The organism is Streptomyces sp. NPDC057939, assembly GCF_042887545.1.
Taxonomy (GTDB): Bacteria; Actinomycetota; Actinomycetes; order Streptomycetales; family Streptomycetaceae; genus Streptomyces.
Genome location: NZ_JBHVPG010000033.1, coordinates 75,810 through 95,067 on the forward strand (window position 1 = coordinate 75,810; position 19,258 = coordinate 95,067).

Below are 19,258 nucleotides of genomic sequence, written 5' to 3' on the forward strand. Positions count from 1 at the left end.
TCATGAGCTGGACCGACCACGCCGCCACCGTCCTGGAGAACGACCGGGTGCGCCTCGCCCCGATCACCGAGGCGGACCGCGAGGGCATCCGGGCCGTCGCCATGGACCCCGCGATCTGGCGCTACTTCGTCGCCGCCGTCGAGACCGAGACCGACTTCGAGGCCTTCTTCGACGCCAACCTCGCCGACCACGCCGCCGGCCGCCGGGTCGTGTACGTGATCACCGACAAGGAAAGCGGCCGCGTCGCGGGCAGCATGAGCTTCGGCAACATGGCGGAGGCCGACCGCCGGCTGGAGATCGGCTGGTCCTGGCTCGGCCGGGACTTCCGCGGCCGCGGCGTCAACCACTGGGCCAAGGCCCTGCTGCTGGCCCACGCCTTCGAGGTGCTCGAAGTCGAACGCGCCGAGTTCAAGACCGACGTCCTCAACCTCCAGGCCCGCCGCGGCCTCGCGAACATCGGCGCCACCGAGGAGGGCACCCTGCGCAGCTTCAACTACATGCCGGGCGGCCGCCGCCGCGACGCCGTCTTCTACAGCATCCTGCGCGCCGAGTGGCCGGCCGTCCGCGAGGCCCTCGCCCGCGGCCCGAAGAAGGCCGTGCCGGCGTGAACACCGCGGGCGACATCACCTTCATACGGGCCGGCGGCGAGCCCCGCGACATCGGCCGCGCCCACGGCCGGGCCCTCGCCGCCCCCCTGCGCACCTTCCTCGACGACGGCCTGGCCCGGCTGAACCACCTCACCGCCCGACCCCTGACCCTGCCCGACCTGCTGCCGACCGTCGCCGCCTACCGGGCCGGGGTGACGGCGGCCCTGCCCGACCTCGCCGAGGAGGTCGCGGGCCTTGCCGAAGGCGCCCGCATCGGCGAGGACGAGGCCTGGCTGCTCCAACTCCGCCGCGAGATCATGGGCTACTCCAAGGTCCCCACGGCCGGTGACTGCACCACGTACGCCCGCACCACCGCCGACGGAACCCCCGTCCTCGCCCAGACCGTCGACCTCAACGGGAACCTCGACAGCCACATCGCCGTCCTGGAGACCGCACGCGCCGGCTCCCCCCGGCGCGCGCTGGTCCTCAGCTTCGCCGGGCTCCTCGGCTACCTCGGCGTGAACAGCGACGGCCTGGCCGTCGGCCTCAACCTGGTCCTCGGCGGCACTTGGCGCCCGGGCGTCCCCCCGTACCTGGCCATCCGCCACCTCCTGGACCACGCCGGCAGCGTCGACGAGGCCCTCAAGATCCTCGCCGGCCTGCCACTGGCCAGCTCCCGCTCCCTCATGCTGTGCGACCCGGAGCGGGCCCTGTACGTCGAACACCTCGACGGGGAACTGCGCGTACGGGAGGCCGGGCCCGGGGGCCTCGCCCACACCAACCACTTCCTCCACCCCGACTTCGCCCCGGCCGACGAGCTGAACGTCTTCGCCCGGAACTCCTCCGTGCGCCGGCTGCGCGCGGCCGGCGAAGGGCTCGCCGCCCTGCGCGGCGACGCCGACGCCGAGGACCACTTCGCGCTGCTCGCCAAGGAGCCGCTGCGCGTTCCCGACCGCGGGGACATCCGGGCGGAGCGCACCGTCGCCGCGGTCGTCATCCACCCGGCCGCCGGCCGGCTCCACGTCCGCCCCGGCGACCCGGCGCTCTCCGCCACGCAGGTGTTCTCCCTGTAGGCCGCCCCTTCCGCGACGAAGGACCGTACCCATGGAAGGAGCACGATGGACGCATGGCTGGTCGACCTCGACCGGGTCGACCCCACCGACATCAGCGCGCACTATCCCGAGGGCCTCACCGAGGACGAGCTGCGGCGCGGCGCCGAGTTCGTCCACGCCCGGGCCGCCCACCGCTTCTACCGCGCCCGGCTCACCGTCCGCCGGCTGCTCGCCGAACGCCTCGGCGTCCCCGCGTCCGAGCTGCGCATCCACTACGACCCCGCGGGCAAGCCGTACCTGCCCGACCAGCCCGGCACCCACATCAGCTGGTCCCGTTCGGACGGGCTGCTGCTGCTCGGGGCGACCGAGACCGGACCGGTCGGGGTGGACGTGGAACTGGTCCGCCCGGCCACCACCAACCTGGACGTGCTGACCTTCGTCTACCCGGGCGTGCCCGCGAGCGCGACCCCGGAGACCTTCTTCCACGCCTGGACCCTGCTGGAGGCCGCCGTCAAGGCCACCGGGCGGGGTCTCACCGACGGCGCCCGGGAGGTCGACCTGGACTTCGGCCCGGACGGCGCGGTCACCCTGCGCGGGATCAACGGCCACGGCCCGTCGCCCTGGCACGGCCGGACCGAACTCCGGCCGACCCGCCGGGACGCGCCCTGGGCGATGACCGCCTTCGTGTCCCGGGACCTCGCCCCCGTCACGGTCCTGCCGTGGCCCGTCCGGGAGCACGCCCGGGAACCCGTACGGGAACCCGGCCGCGGGCGGGCCCGGGAGGCCGTCCTCACGCCGCGGGGCTGAGCACCGCCGTGCCGTCGGGGGCGATCGCGGTGAAACCCGTGTACGGAACCAGCGCGGGCGGCACGGACACCGAGCCGTCCGCGCGCTGGTACTGCTCCAGGATCGCCACGAGGGTCCGGCCGATCGGCAGCGCCGAACCGTTCAGCGTCGCCGCGAAGACCTTGCCCCCGTCCCGGTCGCGGACCCGGATGCCGGCCCTGCGGCCCTGGAAGTCCCCGCAGTCGGAGACGGAGGAGATCTCCCGGTAGGTGCCCTGGCCGGGCAGCCACACCTCGATGTCGTACGTCCGCCGGGCGGCGAACCCGAGGTCCCCGGCCCGTAGTTCCACCACCCGGTGCGCGAGCCCCAACCGGCGCAGCGCGGTCTCCGCGTGCCCCACCAGGAGCTCCAGCTCCTCCTGCGACCGGTCCGGCCGGCAGATCCGCACCAGCTCGACCTTCTCGAACTGGTGCAGCCGCACCAGCCCCCTCGTGTCCCGGCCGTACGAGCCCGCCTCCGCCCGGTAGCAGGGCGTGAAGGCCGTCAGGGCGAAGGGGAGCTCGGCGTCCTGGAGGGTCTCCCCGCGGTACAGGTTGACCAGCGGCACCTCGGCCGTCGGGATCAGCAGCAGCTCGCGGTCGGCGGCGTCCGTCGCGAACAGGTCGTCGGCGAACTTCGGCAACTGCCCGGTGCCCGTCATCGTCTCCCGGTTCACCAGGTGCGGCACGCCGTGCTCCACGTACCCGTGCTCCCCGGTGTGCAGGTCCAGCAGGAACGAGGCCAGCGCCCGCTCCAACCGGGCCCCCGCGCCCCGGGTCACGGCGAACCGCGAGCCCGAGAGCTTCGCGGCCCGCACCGGGTCGAGGATGCCCAGCCGGGTGCCGACGTCCACGTGGTCGCGCGGGGTGAACTCGAAGCCCGGGGGTTCCCCGAAGACCCGGCGCACCACCGGCGGATCCTGCTCCGTGCCGTCGGGGACGTCGGGATGGGGCCGGTTCGGGACGGCCAGCAGCAACGCGTCGAGGGACTCCTGAGCCACCCGGAGCTCCTCCGACACCGACCGCAGGCGCTCCTTGGCCTCCTGGATCCGGGCGCGGGCGGCCGCGTCGGGCCGCACCCCGCTCCGGGCGGAGCGGTTCTGCTCCGCCCGCAGCTTGTCGCGTTCGGCGATGAGCCGGGAGCGCAGGTCGGTCAGCTCGCGCAGGGCGGCGCGGTCCAGGTGGTGTCCGCGGCGGGCCAGGTCGGCCCCCGCCGCGTCCTGCAGCAGGGCGTGCGGGTCGTGCATGACGGCTCCTCGGTCCTCGTCGGTGGCGTGCGTGGGTGACGTGCCCGGTGGCGGCCGACGGCCGTCACCGGCTCACCGCGGGTGGTTGCGGATGATGTCGACGGCCTCCGGGATGCCCATGTACGGCAGCCGCACCTCGGCCATGTCGTCGGTCCACTGCTCGGCGAGGTCGTAGCGCTGCTTCGGGGTGGTCTCCAGCAGCTTGCAGCCGGGGAAGACCTCGTACCCGTCCAGCAGCTCGGCGTGCGCGAACATGCCCTCCTGGAACAGCTCCTCGCGTTCCAGCACGAACTCCTCCGACGGCAGCTCGTCCCACAGCTGCCGGCCGCGCCGGATCAGCTCGATCAGCCGCGGCCGGTACGAGGGGTTGCGCGCCAGGTGCTCGCGGACGATGGAGCTGCCCACGGTCAGGTGGCGGATCTCGTCGATCGAGGCGCCGCGCGCGATCTCGGCGGCGGCCGGGTCGAGGAGCGTCCACTTGCGTTCGCTGAGCTCGGCGGCCGGCGCCAGCACCCCTTCGATGACGATGGTGAACACGGCGACCGCGCCGATGAAGTCGCCCTCGTCGCGGACCACGGTCGTGGCGAACTCGGCGATCGGGTTCAGCACCCGCCGCGTGTAGTCGACGCCCTGCTCCTTGATGAAGCCGAGCAGCCCGGCCTCCGGCACCCCCAGGTCCACCAGGTGCTTGCGGAAGATCATCGCGTGCCGGGCCTCGTCCACCACCTGCGTGGTGAAGAACTCCTGCTCGACGACGCCGGGCGCGCCGATCACGTAGTGCGACAACACCTCCACCGCCCGGGACTCCGCCAGCGACCGGTTGCCCAGCTCCAGCACCAGCGCCCGGCGCAGCGGCCCGTCCTCGCGCATGTGATCGGGGGTGACGGCGTCGTGGCCGGCCTCGGCCCGCCCGCGCAGGGTGCCCTGGGCGACGGCCGACAGCCAGTACCCCAGGTCGCACTCGTCGGCGGTCAGGGTCATCTCCTGCGCGCCGTCCAGCAGGTTGGGCGCGCGGTCCCAGTCGGCCTCGACGGGGATCTGCGGAACGGTGGTCATGACACCTCGCTGGGAGAGACGGAAACGGTGGAAGCGCCGGAAGGGGCGGGCACACCGGAAGGGGCGGCGCCGGCCGACGCCGCGGGAGTGACGGCGGCGCTGTGCATGCGGCCGGCGAAGCTGAGCATGGGGGAGTCGACGGTGTGGCTGCCGCCCGTCACCTCGGCGAGGAGCATGTCGTGGTCGCCGACCTGGTGCCAGCCGAGGATCCGACAGGCCATGTGCGCCAGGCTCCCGCCGAGCAGCGGAGCACCCGTGAGCGGGTCGGTGGACCAGTCGAAGCCCTCGAACTGCGCGTCCCCGAGCGGACGACCGGGGTTCGCGAACCGCCGGGCCACGTCGTTCTGCGCCGAGGACAGCACGTTCACCGAGAACCGGCCCGCCCTGCGCACCAACGAGGCGAACGTCGACGTGGGCCGCAGACAGGCCCCCAGCACCAGCGGGTCCCTCGACAGGGTCACCACCGCGCTCGCCGTGGTGCCGTGCCGGACCCCGCCCTGGCTCACGGTCAACACCGTCACGCCCGACGCCAACCGGCGCAGCGCCAACCGGGCCGCCTCCGGATCCTCGTACCCCTGCGCGGGCACCGCCGCCGAACGGTCCGTGAGCCACGTCGGATAGCGGCTCACCGGTGCGCCCCGACCGCCGCGGTCGCGCCGGTGGCGGCGGCCTGCTCCTCGTAGGGCAGCGGCACCGGGCCGTCGGTGGCCGCGCGGCGCTTCAACATCGCCGTCACCCGGTCGACCAGCGGCGTGGGAACCGGCTCGAAGGGCAACCCGAACGGCTTCAGGAAGTTCCCGAAGACGCCCCGGTCGCCGAACACGTGGAACGGCAGCGCCAGCAGCGCCCACTCGGGCCCGACCAGCCACATCCACAACACGCCCACCAGGGCCACGCTGAGCAGGCTGTGCATCGTGTTGTACAGGACGTAGTACGCCTTGTGGATCCGCCCGTCCGGGCTGCGCCGGTAGGCGATGGCCCCCGGGATGTAGCCCAGCAGGTCGATGTACAGGAACAGGCCGATCGCCACGAACCACCGGATGTCCGTGAAGTGCCAAAGGATCATGCCGATCGTCACGGCGAAGGCGACCAGGTACTCGGCGCGGTGCAGGTTGAAGGTGACCGGTGACTCGACCGGGTTCTTGATGTCCATCAGGTGTCCTTCCGACGGGGCGGCTGATCAGGACAGCCGCAGGGGGCTGCCGGCGAAGTAGTCGGCCAGCTCCGCGGCCACGCTCGCGCGCGACGGCGGGTGGAAGGCCAGGGCGCGGACCGCGCTCGCCAGGTACGCCACGTCCGCGGAACGGATGAACGCCATCCCGCCGAGCATCTCCACGGCCTGGTCGACGGCCGAGGCGAGCAGGTCCTGGGACGCGTAGCGGGCGGTGAGCACCGCCGCCACCGCCTCGTCGCCCTCGGTGCCGTCCTCCAGGGCCCGGGCGGCGCCCTCCACGAGGGCCACCGCGGCGTCGAGCCGGACCACCAGCCGCGCCCGCTCGTCGGCCGTGCCGCGCCCGCCGGCGACCACCCGGGCGACGAGCTCCGAGGCGGCGCCCACGTAGGTGGCGGTGGCCAGCAGTTCGAACCAGGTGAACCCGGCCGTCTGCAGGTCGTCGAGCCGGTCGGCGTCCTCGGGGGTGCTGTGGATGACGAGGTCGGCCGGGACGTCGACGTCGGTGAGCACGACCTCGTCGCTCTGCGCGGCGGCCAGCACCGGCGTCCCCCAGAACGGCCGGGTCGTGATGCCCGGCGAGGCGGCCGGAATCAGCATCAGCGCCAGACCGGAGCGCCCGTCGTCCCCCGTCACGGCCACGCTGGCCGTCAGCACGTCCATCGAACGGGACAGGCTGCACGGCTTCTTCGACCCGTTGACCCGGTACCCGCCCGTGGTGCGCTCCGCGACGACGGACGGCGTCAGGATGTTCTGGCTCGTGCGCCCCTCCGCCCAGCCGGAGGCCAGCAGCAACCCGTCCGAGGCCACCGCCGTCATCACCTTCAGCTGACTCGGGGTGAGCCGGTCGGTGGCCTCCGCCAACCGGAACAGCATCGCGACGGTGAAGTGGTGCATCGTCGAGGCGACCCCCAGCGAGGGCGAGGCCGCGGCGAGGGCCCGCTGCACCCGCACCGCCTCCAGCGGCCCCGCGGCCGCGCCTCCGTACGCGGCGGGCACCAGCAGCCCCGGACCGGCGTGCTCGCGGTACAGCTCCAGCACCGGGCTGTCCGCGCTCTCCCGCGCCCCACCGTCGGCGGAGGTGAGCGGCAGGTTCTCAAGCGCGTCGAGAAGACCTGGATGGAATTGCTCGCAGATCCCGCGGGCTGTCGTCAGGGAACGCATCGGCGTTTTCTCCTCGGGCTCTCTCGGAATTCTCCTCCGGACCGGTCGGGGCATTCCCTGCGATCCGAAAGGCAATATTCGGAAAGAAGTGTTTCACTCACCGTCTGACTGAGGCCTGACACTCATCTGACCAGTGGTTTCACCTGACTTGGCCCTGACGGCGGGCTGACCGGGGGGTCGCCCGGCACTTGTGGCGGCGCGTCGCCCGTGCCATAAGTGGGGAAGTGCTCGCGGGAGAATGGATCTGAAATGACCGGAACGATTCTGGAGACGGATGTCGCGCTCGACGCCATCCGGCAGTACGCGGACGCCGGAAATCCGAGCGCGTATTTCGCCTTCAGTGACGGGAACAGCTACTTCCGGCTGCCGGACGAGCCCGGGATCATCGTCTACCGGCCCGTGGGCCGCTATCTGGTGCAGTTCGGCGGCCCCTTCGCACCCTTCGCCCCGGCTGGCCCCGACGGCCCCCGGGCCCGGCTCCTGGCCGGCTTCACCGCCTTCGCCGCCGAACAGGGCCGCGAGATCGTGTCGGTCCAGCTCCAGGGCGCGGACGCCGACGTCTACGTCGACCAGGGCTTCACCGTGAACCAGATGGGCGCCTCCTACGCCGTCGACCTGGAGACCTTCACCCTGGCCGGCACCAAGTTCATGCAGCTCCGCAACAAGATCTCCCGGGCGCTGCGCAGCGGCCTGGAGATCCGCGAAGTCCCCTACGAGGACTGGGCCGACCAGATCGCCGCGCTCGACACCGCCTGGCTCGCCACCAAGGGCGAGGGAGTCAAACCGCTGGAGTTCCTCGTCGGCCAGACCGGCGGCCGCTACCAGCCGCTGCGCCGCCTCTTCGCCGCCGTCAACGACGGCCGGCTGATCGGCTACGTCTCCTACGCCCCCGTCTACGGGCCGCAGCCCGGCTGGATGCACGACCTGAGCCGACGGCAGCCCGACTCCCCGCCCGGGGTGATGGAGGCCCTCAACAAGGCGGCCGTCGACGTGTTCACCGCCGAGGGCACCCGCTGGCTGCACTTCGGCTTCACCCCCTTCACCTCGCTGACGGCCCCCCAGTTCCCGGGCCACAGCCTGGGCTTCCACTGGTTCATGCAGCACCTGTGGGAGCACGGCGCGCACATCTACCCGGCGCGCACGCAGCTGGAGTACAAGCAGAAGTGGGCGCCCTCCGCGGTGCTGCCGGAGTACATCGCCTTCCAGCACCGGGCCAGCCTGCCCGCGCTGGTCCACGTCTTCCGCGCCTGCAACGCGGTCTGAGAGAGGGAGGCCCACACATGCCCCCGACGCCCCCGACGCCCCCGACGTCCTCGACGTCCTCGACGGACGAGGAGATCCGGGCCCAGGGCCTGCTCGTCGTCGAACAGTTCCAGGCCTGCGCGGCCGCCCCCGACGACATGGAGGCGGTCCGCGCCGTCGAGGAGGGGCTGGCCCGCCTCGACGCCCTGCTGCGGGAAGGAGCCGCCGCGTCCTGAGAACCCGTACGTCCTCCCCGCCCGCGCCCCCGTACGGATTCCCGTGTGGGGGCGCGGCCGTGGGCGGGCCCGGGCACGCGGAGGGCGGGGCGGTGGGGGAGTTCCCCACCGCCCCGCCCTCCGCTGCTGTCCGGCCCTCAGCGCAGGGCCGGCCGGGTGCTCACCACGGTGCCGGCCGGGCCGCGCACCAGCATCGGGCGCCGCCGCAGGGCCGGACCCGGCGCCGCCTCCACCGGCCCGGAGGCCGGGGAGAGGTGGGCGACCAGGAGGTCCTGGAGCACCGGCCCACCGGCCGGGGCCAGCAGCTCGTGCCGGTCCTCCACGACGGCCCGCCGGTCGAACAGGACGCCCTGCCCGGGCGCGGGGGCCGCCTCCACGAGCGGCCCCGTACGCCCGGGACCGTACAGCCGGGAGCGCAGGCTCCCCGCACCGTCGCGGCCGACCACCGCCACCAGGGTGAACGCGCAGTCGGCCGGGCGTCCGGGCGGCTCCACCCGCGCCGCCTCCCCGGCGGGGGCGACGGTGCGGACCCGGTGCAGTTCGATCAGCCAGTCCGCGTGGATGTCGAGCCACGGTCCGCTGAGCGTGGACCGCAGCAGGGCCGACAGGCCCGCCGCGAGCCGCCGGTCCGCGAGGTCCCGTGCGGGGCTCACGGGCCCGGCGGTCGCCGGGACGTACTGGAACAGCCAGTCGTCGTCGGCCGTCCACGACATCCGCAGCCGCAGGGGCGGCCGCGGGAGGTCCCCGAAGCCGGCGGCGACCACCGCGGGAACGGGCGGCAGGCCGGTGAGGGCGAACCCGTGCTCGCGCAGCGCGTGCCCGCTCGGCGACGCCACGGCCTCAGCCCGCGGCGACGGGCGTGCGCTCGGCGGACAGCCGCGCCAGTTGCAGGCGCTCGTCGAGGTGGCGGGCGGAGGAGTTGGCCCGCCACAGCGCGCCGCGGGCGATGCCCCGACGCATGTAGGCGGTGTCGGCGCTCGGGATGACCACGTTGTGGAACCAGCCCGCCGCGTGCTGCGAGTCGATGGTGATGTGCAGCCGGTGGTAGGTGATGCCGACCTCGGGCAGCCCGAGCCGCTCCCAGGCCCGTACGACGTTGCGGAACCGGTCGGGGGCCAGCCATTCGGTCATGCCGAGGAAGCCGACCGCCTCCGGGTAGAGGTTGCGGTAGCGGCACAGCAGCACCGCGAGGTTCCCCGAATGCAGGTCGGTGGTGGTCATGGCGGCTTCGAGGTCCTCGGCGCGGACGTCGAAGACCTCGTAGATCTTGTTGAAGAGGTGGGTGTGGACGGCCTCGGGGTCGCCGTTGCCCATCTCGTCCCAGTAGTTGCCGGCGATCTCCATCTTGCTCGCGCCGGCCGTGCCGATCTGCATCATCGCGAGGAAGTCGTCGAAGCGGCCGTCGATCAGCGACTCCTGGATGACGTACGTGCGCAGGTCCTCGCTGCGCGCCTCGCGGTTGATGAAGTCGGTGTAGTAGGGGTGCTTGAAGGCGCGGTGCTTGCGGACGAGGCCCTTGAGCCAGGACAGGAACTGCTTGGGTTCGGTCGGCGCGGACTCCAGCAGCCCGGGTTCCAGGTGGGCGTCCTCGGTGGTGAGGGTGGCGTGCTCCAGGAGCCGGGTGACCTCGTGGAGGAGCACGGAGCCCTCGGCCGTGGGCCGGGACGGTATCTGCATGACCGTCTGGTAGATGCGCGACAGCAGGAGTTGCTGCTGGTAGTGGGCGTCCTCCCGGTCGGGGCCGGTCACCGCGGCCGCGTTCATCCGGGTGACCGCCTCGACGACCCGGGCCCGCTCGCCGGCGAACTTGGCGTCGATCTCGTCGGCGTCGACGGTCAGCCAGGACGAGACCTCCTCGACGAGCGCTGCGGCGTCGGTCCTGCGGATCGCGGGATCGGTGTGGTTGTCGGTGCTGGGCAACTGCGTCTCCATGTCTCTCAAGGTCGCTCGGGAAACGACGCCTGGTCGGGTCGCGCGGGTGTGGTGAGGGAATCGGATCCGTCGACGCGGACCCGCGGGCGGATCGGCTGGATACACGTCCTCGCTCCGCGAGTCCGGGGCGGGAGGGGCGCCGGAGGGGGCCCGGGCCGGTGCGGCGGGGGCCCCTCATGCCAAAGACACGCGCACCCCTTGGTTCGGATCGGGATGCGCGTGCCTGGGATGAGCACCTGCGGAGAGGGCAGGATTCGAACCTGCGTGGGCAGAGCCCGTCCGGCGAGTAGCCCCACCGGACCCCATTCGGCCGCTTTGGGAACCTCTCCAACGGCCTTTCTCTGGCATCAGCTTGGCATGCCGTCGCTGACATGCTGCTGATGGATTTCTGAGACCGGAATTCGGGATGACGGTCAGGGGCCCATCAGTGGCCGCTGGGATAGTGAAGGGCGATCGAGCCACTTCACCACATACCCGGGGAGTTCCCGTGAGCGCCGAGACCGCAAAAATCGCCGTATCGCGTCTCTACAACGACGAGAACGGCGAATCGCATTTCATCGACGAGACGCTGGAGGTGACCGCCGTCAATTTCGCCCCGCCCGCGCCGCCCATCTTCGTCTCCGAGGGCGTGCCGGCCAAGCAGGCCGTCTACCTCTTCCTGCCGGCCGGGTACGTGGGCGACTTCCACCCCGCGCCGCGCCGCCAGATCATGACCCTGATCAGCGGCCTGCTGGAGTGCGGGGTCAGCGACGGCACCTGGCGGACCTTCACCCCGGGCAACACCCAGCTCGTCGAGGACACCCAGGGCAAGGGGCACGCCACCAAGGCCCTCCAGGACTGCGTGATGATCGTCTCGCAGCTCGACTGAGCGCACCCGCGACGGCGCGGGAGCACGCCGGCACGGCGCGAGGAGAACGGGAAGGGGGGCCCGGGCCGATCGGCCCGGGCCCCCCTTCCCTCGTCCGTTCCGGCCTTTCCACCCGGCCTTCGTCCTCCGCTCGGGCGTCAGCCCTTGACGTAGCCGAAGCTCTCGACGATCAGGCCGTTCTCCAGCCGGGTCACGTTGACGCCGCGCACGAAGTCCTTCGGTCCGGTGCCCCAGCGCAGCGTCCAGCGGCAGACCGCGCGCTCGCCCGCGACCCAGACCTCCTCCACCTCGAAATCGGCCTGCGCGTTCGACGCGATCGAGGACCAGAACTGGAGACATTCGTCGTATCCGACGTGCTTGGAACCGTCCGGGGCGGGCCCGGAGTTCTCCAGCCGGCAGTCCTCGGCGAGGAGGTCCTTCAGCAGGCCCGGATCGTGCTGCTGGAATGCCTGGTTGAACTGGTCGATAACCTTGCGTGTCTGCTCGTCGGACATCGGGACTCCTCATGTCTCATGGCTCACCGCGGTACGGCCCGCCGGTCGGAACGGGCCGCAAGGAAAGTAATACAGTCCAACGGGCCGTGCGGTCCAAGTAACCGGATGTTCCGGCCATTTGAGTCAGTCGCACGTCAGTGCCGGCCGCCTACGTTCGTAGTATGACCACAGCAGACAGTGCGCCTCTCGCATTGGCCTATCAGCAGGCCATCGAATACCTGACGGGTCTCGCCGATCGACCGGTGGGTGCCACTGCCGGCTCCGAACAATTGCTGAAAATGTTCGGTGGCCCGCTGCCCGCCGGACCGGCCGAAGCCACCGACACCATCGAGCTGCTCGGCCGGGCCGTCGCCGAGGGCGGCATCCCCACCGCCAACGGCCCCCGCTACTTCGGTTACGTCACCGGCGGCACCCTGCCCGTGGCCATCGCGACCGACTGGCTCGTCTCCGCCTGGGACCAGACCGCCAGCCTCTACAACCTCTCCCCGGCCATCGCCGTCGCCGAGGACGTCGCCGCGCAGTGGGTCCTCGAACTGCTGGGCCTGCCCGCCCACGCCTCGGTCGGCTTCCCCACCGGCTGCACCATGGCCCACCTGACCTCGCTCGCCGCGGCCCGCCACAAACTCCTCGCGGAGGCGGGCTGGGACGTCGAACGCGACGGCCTCGGCGGCGCCCCCGACATCGCCATCGTCGCCGGCGCCCAGCACCACATGACCATCGACCTCGCCGCCCGCTACCTCGGCTTCGGCACGGCACGCATCCGCAACGTGCCCGTCGACGACAAGGGCCGGATGGTCCCCGCCGAACTGGAACGCACCCTCGCGGGCCTCGACGGGCCGGTCATCGTCTGCGCCCAGATCGGCGACGTCAACTCCGGGGCCGTCGACCCGGTCGGCGAGATCTGCGACATCGCGCACCGCCACGGCGCCTGGGTCCACGTCGACGGCGCCTTCGGCCTGTGGGCCGCGGCCAGCCCCCGCCTGCGCCCCCTCGTCGAAGGCGTGGAACGGGCCGACTCCTGGGCCCTGGACGCCCACAAGTGGCTCAACGTCCCCTACGACTGCGGCATCGTCGTCATCGCCCACCCCGAAGCCCACCGGGCCGCCATGCTCAACGAGCGGGCCGGCTACCTGCCGCCCGGCACCGACGGCGAACGCGACGCGATCGAATGGGTCCCCGACTTCTCCCGGCGCGCCCGCAGCCTGCCCGTCTGGGCGGCGCTGCGCTCCCTGGGCCGATCCGGCGTCGCCGACCTCGTCGAACGCTGCTGCCGCCACACGCACCGGTTCGCCGAGCGGCTGACCGGAGTGCAGGGCGTCGAGCTCCTCAACGACGTCGTCCTCAACCAGCTGCTGGTCCGCTTCGGCGACGACGACCGGGTCACCCGAGCGGTCATCGCCCGCATCCAACGCAGCGGCGTGTGCTGGTTCGGCGGCACCGTCTGGGAGGGCAGGGCCGCGATGCGCGTCTCCGTCGTCAACTGGCGCACCACCGAGGAGGACGTGGACCGGAGCGTCGAGGTGATCCGCGAGGCCCTGGCCGCCGAACTCGCCGCAGCCTGACGACCCCGCCGCACCGGATCCCCGAACCGCCCGGAACCACCCCCGGAACCACCCCCCACCAGGGCCGGGCCCGCCACCGCGGGCCCGGCCCCGCGGCGTTCCCGGGGGCCGGTGGCCGGCTCCGTACGCGGGTCCGCCGGGTCGGTCGGCCCGCCGCTCCCGCAGTCCGCGGTCCGTGCGTCGGTCCGTCCGCCGGTTCGTGCGTCGGTGCGTCGGGCGGTTCGTGCGTCGGTCCGCGCGCCGCCCCGTCCGTCGTCCGCGCGCCGCCCCGTCCGGCGGTCCACCCGCCCGCCCCCGGGCACACGACGGGGCGGCCCGGCGGAGGTTCCCGCCGGGCCGCCCCGGAACCGTTCCCGCCGGGGGCCGCTACTTCAGCTCCTCCTCGTCGCAGCGCGCCACCCACGCCGCGAACGTCTCCGACGGGTCCGTCCGCCCGGCCAGGTAGCCGCGCGTCAGCCGCTCCACGTAGTCCGGCAGGTCCGCCGCCGTCGTTTTCAGCCCGCGCAGCTTCATCCCGAAGCCACCCTCCTGATCCGCGGCCAGCGTCAGGCTGCCGCCCAGGTGGACCTGGAAGCCCTCGACCTGCCGGCCGTCCTCGTCGGCGACCAGCTGCCCCTTCAGACCGATGTCCGCGACCTGCGTGCGCGCACACGAGTTGGGGCAGCCGTTGACGTTCACGCTCAGCCCCACGTCCTCGCCCGCCAGCCGCTTCTCCAACTCCGCGACCAGCGTCGCCGCCCGCTCCTTGGTCTCCACGATCGCCAGCTTGCAGTACTCGATCCCCGTACAGGCCATCGTGTTGCGCCGCCACGACGACGGCCGCGCCTCCAACCCGATGCCCCGCAGCCCCTCCACCAACGGCTCCGGATCGGCCACGTCCAGCACCAGCAGCTTCTGGTACGGGGTCAACCGCACCCGGCCGCTGCCGTGCTCCTGCGCCAGGTCGGCCAGCGCCGCCAGCTTCGTCCCCGACAGCCGACCCACGACCGGCGCGGCACCCACGTACGACAGACCGTCGTGCTGGGGATGCACCCCGATGTGGTCGATCGGGACCGCCGGGAGCTCCGGCGGCGGCCCGTCCAGCAGCGGCCGGCCCAGGTACTCCTCCTCCAGCACCCGGCGGAACTCCTCCACGCCCCAGTCCGCGATCAGGAACTTCAACCGCGCCCGGCCCCGCAGCCGCCGGTAGCCGTGGTCGCGGAACAGCCGCGCCACCGCGACCCACACGTCCGGGACCTCGTCCAGCGGCACCCACACCCCTACGTGCCGCGCCAGGATCGGCACCGTGGACAACCCGCCGCCCACCCACATGCCGAAGCCCGGACCGTGTTCCGGGTGCACCGTGCCCAGGAACGCCAGGTCGTTGATCTCGTACGGGATGTCCGGCAGCCACGACACCGCCGACTTGTACTTGCGCGGCAGGTTCGACAGCGACGGGTCCCCGACGTACCGGGCGGCGATCTCCCGCACCGCCGGCGTCGCGTCCAGCACCTCCGCCGCGCCCACCCCCGCCACCGGACTGCCGACGATGACCCGGGGACAGTCCCCGCACGCCTCCGTCGTGGACAGGCCGACCTCCTCCAGCCGCCGCCAGATCGCGGGCACGTCCTCGATCCGCACCCAGTGCAGCTGGATGTTCTGCCGGTCGGTGATGTCCGCGGTGTTGCGGGCGAACCGCATCGACACGTCGGCGACGGCCCGCAACTGCGCGAGGTCCAGGGTGCCGCCGTCGCTGCGCACCCGCATCATGAAGTGCTCGTCCTCCAGCTCCTCCGGGGCGAGCGAGCCCGTCCGCCCGCCGTCGATGCCCGGCTTGCGCTGCGTGTACAGACCCCACCAGCGCATCCGACCCCGCAGGTCGTCCGGATCGATGCTCGCGAAGCCCTCCCGGGCGTACACCCGCTCGATGCGCTCGCGCACCAGCAGCGGATCCTCGACCTGCTTGAACTCCTCGTTCGCGTTGAGCGGTTCGCGCTCGCCCAACGCCCACTGGCCCTCGGGTCGCTTGGCGGCGGTCCGTGCGGTCCGTGCGGTCCGGACCGGCGGCGCGGCGGTTTCCGTCATCTGTCCGTGCTCCTACGTGGGCTGGGGGAGGGGGGTTCCGGCGTCCGGCCGGCTCAGGTCGTACCGAGGCCCGCGACCGGGACGACCATCCCGCTCGGCAGCCAACTCGTGGACTCCGCGTGGTGGTGCCCACCGGCAGCGCCGGGCCCGCCGCTGCCGGGGACGTACAGCACGGCCGTGGCGTACAGCTTCGCGGGCGCCGGGACGGCCGTGCCGCGGGCCCGACGCCAGGCGTCGTACCCGGCGGAGGTCGGCAGCTCGCCCGGGAAACGGGCCCCGAGCGCCTTCAGGTACTCCACCGCGGCCGGGCTGTTCGGTGCGTACCGCAGCGGGATGAGCTGGCCGGCGCTCGGCGAGAGCAGCGGCGCGGTGAACAGCCAGGGCGCCAGGTAGGTGCCCTCGGCGAAGGTGCGGCCCGCCTCCACGTCCCGTACGGCCGCGTCCGCGCCCGCCCAACCGGAGGCCACGACCAGCGGCTGCCGGCTCGAATCCGGCACGCCGACGGAGATCCCCGCCCGGCCCGCCGCCGCCCGCACCTCGGAGGCCGCGGCCCGCCCGCGCGGCGAGGCGTCCTCCACGAGCCCGAGCGAGCGCGCCCCGCGTCCCGCGAGGAACGCCACCGTCTCCCGCAGCGCGGCCGCGTCGGCGGCGGCCAGCGCGTCGGCGGGGCAGCCCGCCGGCGGCTTCGCGTCCCCGCCGAGCAGCGCTCCCGCGGCGGCGCTCGCGCACTCGGGGCCGTCGTCGCCGCGCAGCGCGGCGAGCCCCGCGTCCCGGCCCGCTCCGGCCGTCGCCCGGCCGGTGTCCACAGCCAGCGCGGCGACGGCCCCGCCCGACGACACCCACACCTGACCCGGCCCCGCCGGAAGTTCCACCGGGACCCACGTCAGCGCGGAGCCGGGCCGGGGCCCGCCCTTCGCGAGCCGGCCCCGGTCGGTGCCCGCCGATGCCTCCTCGGCCCCGACGGCCACCAGGTTGAAGCCCGGCCGGTTCGGCACCACCATCACCGGCACCTGCTTGCCGCCCAGCCCGACCGCCCCGAGCAACGGCCCGCCCAGTGCCCCGACCGGCCCGTTCCGCGGCGGCGGCGAACCCACCGAGACCCCGGCCAGGACCGTGACGGCCACCGCCGCGGCGAAGTACGCCGACACGCTCGCGCGCCGCCGCAGCAGGCCGCGGCGCAGCAGCAGCACGCCCACCGCCAGGGCGGCGGTCAGGACGACCGCCGCCAGGAGGACCGCGCTCACCGTCGTACGACGCCGTCGCTGACCACGAACAGGACGCCGTGCGGCTGGCTGTCGCCGTAGTCGCCGTGCGGCCAGGAGGCCCGGTTGAAGCCGACGCACGGCTTGCCGGTGTGCTCGTCGCGGAACGACCGGTCGAGACTGACCTTGCCCCGCCGGTCGAGGTCGAACATGCACACCCGGTGGTCACCGCCGCCGCCGAACGAACCGGCGACGAAGTAGTTGGCCACCGCGATGCGGCTGACGTTCTGCGTCTCGCGGTACACGCCGTCCCCGCCCCGCTTGAAGTTGTCCATCGCGCCCCAGTGCGGGCCGCCCGAACTCACGTCACGGATCGGCACGGTGCTGACGAGCTCCGGGCAGTCCCGCTCGCGGCCGCCGCGCGCGGCCTCGTTCAGGTCGTCGATCGAGCACTTGGCGCCCGTACCGGCGGCGAGGAGCTTCTGGATGTCCAGGACGTAGATCATGCCCGTGGTGTCGTCCAGCGGCTTGCCGTACGGCACCGACTGGCCCATCACCGTGTGGAACAGGAACCGGTCGTCGGGACTCACGGCCAGCCAGCTCGCGTTGTCGCCACTGCCGGTGACTCCCGGGTCCCGCCGGAAGCTCCGGTAGGCCGTCGTGTCGTCGAAGACCTCCTTCCACTGCGGGGCGGGCGCGGTGATGTCCGGGGTGTAGAACACGGCGCCGCCGGCCATCGAGGACACGAACGCGCCCTTGTGACCGGGCCGGTTGGTCAGCGCGGTCTCCATGACCACCCGCGACTCACGGAAGAACGCCCGGGGCTCCTGCGCCCCCCGCGGACCGTCGGCGACCTTGGACACCGAGCGCAGCGTCGGGTTGTTCCGGTCGGCGATGTCGAAGACGCGGACGGTCTGGCGGGCCAGGTTCTCCCGCAGTTCCGAATCGGGCGTCATGAAGTTGCGGGCCTCGGCGAAGTCGCTCGCCACCATCACGTTCAGGTCCTCGCGGACGGCGATGCCGTGCGGGTTCGCGCAGCTCGCCGCGGGCAGTGCCGGAACGTTGCCGCACTGCGCGGGATCCTCGGCGCCCGCGGTCGCCGCCGGGATCTCCGCGAGGGTCCTGCCGTCCTTACCGATCCGGACGATCTCACCGGGCGACCCGGCGGCGCCGTTGCCGACGCGTACCTCGCCGTTGGTGTAGGTGCAGGGGCCGGTCACGTTCGGACCGCCCATGTACGTCCCGTACGCGGTGCCGTCGCTCAGTACCTGATAGGCGTCGGGCAGGGTGCCGCACGGGGTGTCGACGGTCGTGTTGACCCCGGCGATCGTCAGGGCGGGCAGCGCCTTCGCGTCGAAGACGAAGGTGGTGTCGCTCATGATGCCGCCGGCGTAGATCCGGTCGCCCTTGTGCCACACGTACTGCATGTGGTGCGGCTCGTTGCCGTTGTTCGGGCCGATGGTGACGGTGTTGGCGACCTTGCCGTACGACGGGGAGCCCGGGGTGGCGTCGATGACGGCGAGGAAGTCGGGCGCGGGCTGCTTCGCGGGGCCCGACCAGACGAGCATCCACTGCCGTCCCGGCCCCTTGGAGGCCTGCACGAGGTGGTTCGTCGCCGTGTACGTGACGCCGTCGCTGCCCTGGAAGCTCGACGTCCAGGTCTCCGGCGTGCCGGCGGCGGCGGGTTCCGCTCCGGTGAGCATGGAGGCGGTGAGTCCCACCGCCGACAGACAGAGTGCGAGGCGGCGTAACAGCCTTCCTCGGCGCAGTCCTTGCAGGCTCATTTCTCCGCGTGCCCTCTCCGGGGGTATCGGCCGGAATGCGTAAACCGGCCGGTCGGTGGCTGATTCGGTTTCGGTGTACGGCAATTCCTGGCCCGCCGGCCAGCACGGGATTCTGTGTTATTTCCGACCCACTATGGCACAGGGGTACTGGCGGTCCGCTGATGCGGGACTTACCGCGCGCTGACCGCGCTCCACAAAACCCCTGAACGATATGAAACCCCTGGTCAACGGCAGGTTGGGGGTGAAATTGATGCTGATCAGCGGACCGTCAGTGAATTATGTGCCCGGATTGCTATTCTCGGCCCAGAAATTTATGCCCGCTCGCCGCGCCCCGCTTTTTTCATCAAGGAGCCGCCGGATGGCGACGACTCACGCAAACGGAGATCTCATCACGCTGGCCGAGCGCGCGGGCCGGGAACTCGAAAATGCTCCTCCGCAGGAGATCCTGCGCTGGGCGGCCGACACCTTCGGGAGGAAATTCTGTGTGACGTCCTCGATGGAGGACGCGGTGGTCGCCCACCTCGCCTCCCGGGCTCTGCCGGGCGTGGACGTGGTGTTCCTCGATACGGGTTACCACTTCGAGGAGACGATCGGGACGCGGGACGCGGTGGGGGCGGTGATGGACGTCAACGTCATCACGCTGACCCCGCGGCAGAGCGTCGCGGAGCAGGACGCGCGGTACGGTCCGCGGCTCCATGACCGGGATCCGGACCGGTGCTGCGCGTTGCGGAAGGTCGCGCCGCTGGAGGAGGGCCTGACCGGTTACGCGGCGT

General features: G+C 72.6%; 19 protein-coding genes and 1 tRNA gene. 8 read left to right on the top strand and 12 right to left on the bottom strand.

Features of this window, described 5'->3' with window-relative positions; all coding sequences use genetic code 11:
• Nucleotides 1–2: 2 nt before the first annotated feature.
• From ACFVS6_RS29030 to ACFVS6_RS29040, 3 genes are read left to right on the top strand one after another with little or no spacing between them, the layout of a single operon-like run.
• Nucleotides 3–608, top strand: coding sequence for a GNAT family N-acetyltransferase (locus ACFVS6_RS29030; RefSeq protein WP_389708390.1), 606 nt, complete (start codon nt 3–5; stop codon nt 606–608).
• Entirely contained in the window at nt 605–1,660 is a 1,056-nt protein-coding gene (locus ACFVS6_RS29035; RefSeq protein WP_389708392.1) for a C45 family autoproteolytic acyltransferase/hydolase, read from the top strand. Before ACFVS6_RS29030 ends, ACFVS6_RS29035 begins: the two co-directional genes overlap by 4 nt.
• 45 nt (nt 1,661–1,705) lie before the next feature.
• Complete coding sequence (locus tag ACFVS6_RS29040) at nt 1,706–2,446, top strand: 4'-phosphopantetheinyl transferase family protein (RefSeq protein ID WP_389708394.1); 741 nt, start codon at nt 1,706–1,708, stop codon at nt 2,444–2,446.
• Here the strand turns inward: ACFVS6_RS29040 and serS are convergent.
• From serS to ACFVS6_RS29065, 5 genes are all read right to left on the bottom strand, one after another.
• Nucleotides 2,430–3,710, bottom strand: a complete 1,281-nt coding sequence (serS, locus tag ACFVS6_RS29045; protein ID WP_389708396.1) for a serine--tRNA ligase — start codon at nt 3,708–3,710, stop codon at nt 2,430–2,432. The genes ACFVS6_RS29040 and serS overlap by 17 nt on opposite strands.
• A 72-nt stretch (nt 3,711–3,782) precedes the next feature.
• Complete coding sequence (locus ACFVS6_RS29050) at nt 3,783–4,766, bottom strand: VlmB-like protein (protein WP_389708398.1); 984 nt, start codon at nt 4,764–4,766, stop codon at nt 3,783–3,785.
• Nucleotides 4,763–5,395 carry a flavin reductase family protein gene (locus ACFVS6_RS29055; protein WP_389708399.1) on the bottom strand — a complete coding sequence of 211 codons (633 nt, stop codon included), beginning with the start codon at nt 5,393–5,395 and terminating at the stop codon, nt 4,763–4,765. Before ACFVS6_RS29055 ends, ACFVS6_RS29050 begins: the two co-directional genes overlap by 4 nt.
• Nucleotides 5,392–5,919, bottom strand: a complete 528-nt coding sequence (locus tag ACFVS6_RS29060; RefSeq protein ID WP_389708401.1) for a hypothetical protein — start codon at nt 5,917–5,919, stop codon at nt 5,392–5,394. Before ACFVS6_RS29060 ends, ACFVS6_RS29055 begins: the two co-directional genes overlap by 4 nt.
• A gap of 27 nt (nt 5,920–5,946) precedes the next feature.
• The gene (locus ACFVS6_RS29065; protein WP_389708403.1) at nt 5,947–7,101 is read right to left on the bottom strand and encodes an acyl-CoA dehydrogenase family protein; all 1,155 of its coding nucleotides are present in this window, start codon (nt 7,099–7,101) and stop codon (nt 5,947–5,949) included.
• Nucleotides 7,102–7,350: 249 nt separating this feature from the next.
• Between ACFVS6_RS29065 and ACFVS6_RS29070 the strand changes: the two genes are divergently transcribed.
• The gene (locus ACFVS6_RS29070) at nt 7,351–8,364 is read left to right on the top strand and encodes a bifunctional lysylphosphatidylglycerol flippase/synthetase MprF (RefSeq protein WP_389708405.1); all 1,014 of its coding nucleotides are present in this window, start codon (nt 7,351–7,353) and stop codon (nt 8,362–8,364) included.
• A gap of 17 nt (nt 8,365–8,381) precedes the next feature.
• Complete coding sequence (locus ACFVS6_RS29075; RefSeq protein WP_389708406.1) at nt 8,382–8,579, top strand: hypothetical protein; 198 nt, start codon at nt 8,382–8,384, stop codon at nt 8,577–8,579.
• A 137-nt stretch (nt 8,580–8,716) separates the two neighbouring features.
• Here the strand turns inward: ACFVS6_RS29075 and ACFVS6_RS29080 are convergent, their stop codons facing one another.
• The 3 genes from ACFVS6_RS29080 to ACFVS6_RS29090 form a co-directional block, all read right to left on the bottom strand.
• On the bottom strand, nt 8,717–9,415 hold the full coding sequence (locus ACFVS6_RS29080; RefSeq protein ID WP_389708408.1) for a hypothetical protein: 699 nt from the start codon (nt 9,413–9,415) through the stop codon (nt 8,717–8,719).
• A gap of 4 nt (nt 9,416–9,419) precedes the next feature.
• Nucleotides 9,420–10,511 carry an iron-containing redox enzyme family protein gene (locus ACFVS6_RS29085; protein WP_389708410.1) on the bottom strand — a complete coding sequence of 364 codons (1,092 nt, stop codon included), beginning with the start codon at nt 10,509–10,511 and terminating at the stop codon, nt 9,420–9,422.
• Between the two features lie 239 nt (nt 10,512–10,750).
• Nucleotides 10,751–10,840 (bottom strand) — tRNA-OTHER (locus ACFVS6_RS29090).
• Nucleotides 10,841–10,998: 158 nt separating this feature from the next.
• On the opposite strand from ACFVS6_RS29090, the gene ACFVS6_RS29095 reads away from it, so the two are divergent.
• Complete coding sequence (locus tag ACFVS6_RS29095; RefSeq protein ID WP_281207571.1) at nt 10,999–11,379, top strand: hypothetical protein; 381 nt, start codon at nt 10,999–11,001, stop codon at nt 11,377–11,379.
• Nucleotides 11,380–11,516: 137 nt separating this feature from the next.
• On the opposite strand, the gene ACFVS6_RS29100 is transcribed toward ACFVS6_RS29095, so the two are convergent.
• Nucleotides 11,517–11,873: a nuclear transport factor 2 family protein gene (locus ACFVS6_RS29100; RefSeq protein WP_389708411.1), complete on the bottom strand. Its 357-nt coding sequence runs from the start codon at nt 11,871–11,873 to the stop codon at nt 11,517–11,519.
• Between the two features lie 161 nt (nt 11,874–12,034).
• On the opposite strand from ACFVS6_RS29100, the gene ACFVS6_RS29105 reads away from it, so the two are divergent.
• On the top strand, nt 12,035–13,435 hold the full coding sequence (locus ACFVS6_RS29105) for a pyridoxal phosphate-dependent decarboxylase family protein (protein ID WP_389708413.1): 1,401 nt from the start codon (nt 12,035–12,037) through the stop codon (nt 13,433–13,435).
• Nucleotides 13,436–13,801: 366 nt separating this feature from the next.
• On the opposite strand, the gene ACFVS6_RS29110 is transcribed toward ACFVS6_RS29105, so the two are convergent.
• Genes ACFVS6_RS29110 through ACFVS6_RS29120 form a run of 3 tightly spaced genes read right to left on the bottom strand, consistent with a single transcriptional unit; the run spans nt 13,802 to nt 18,485 of the window.
• Nucleotides 13,802–15,499, bottom strand: a complete 1,698-nt coding sequence (locus tag ACFVS6_RS29110) for a nitrite/sulfite reductase (RefSeq protein ID WP_389708415.1) — start codon at nt 15,497–15,499, stop codon at nt 13,802–13,804.
• 53 nt (nt 15,500–15,552) lie between these two features.
• Nucleotides 15,553–16,743, bottom strand: coding sequence for a hypothetical protein (locus ACFVS6_RS29115; RefSeq protein ID WP_389708417.1), 1,191 nt, complete (start codon nt 16,741–16,743; stop codon nt 15,553–15,555).
• Nucleotides 16,740–18,485: a hypothetical protein gene (locus ACFVS6_RS29120; protein ID WP_389708419.1), complete on the bottom strand. Its 1,746-nt coding sequence runs from the start codon at nt 18,483–18,485 to the stop codon at nt 16,740–16,742. Before ACFVS6_RS29120 ends, ACFVS6_RS29115 begins: the two co-directional genes overlap by 4 nt.
• 358 nt (nt 18,486–18,843) lie before the next feature.
• On the opposite strand from ACFVS6_RS29120, the gene ACFVS6_RS29125 reads away from it, so the two are divergent.
• On the top strand, nt 18,844–19,258 hold a 415-nt coding region (locus ACFVS6_RS29125), incomplete at its 3' end, for a phosphoadenosine phosphosulfate reductase family protein (RefSeq protein WP_389708421.1).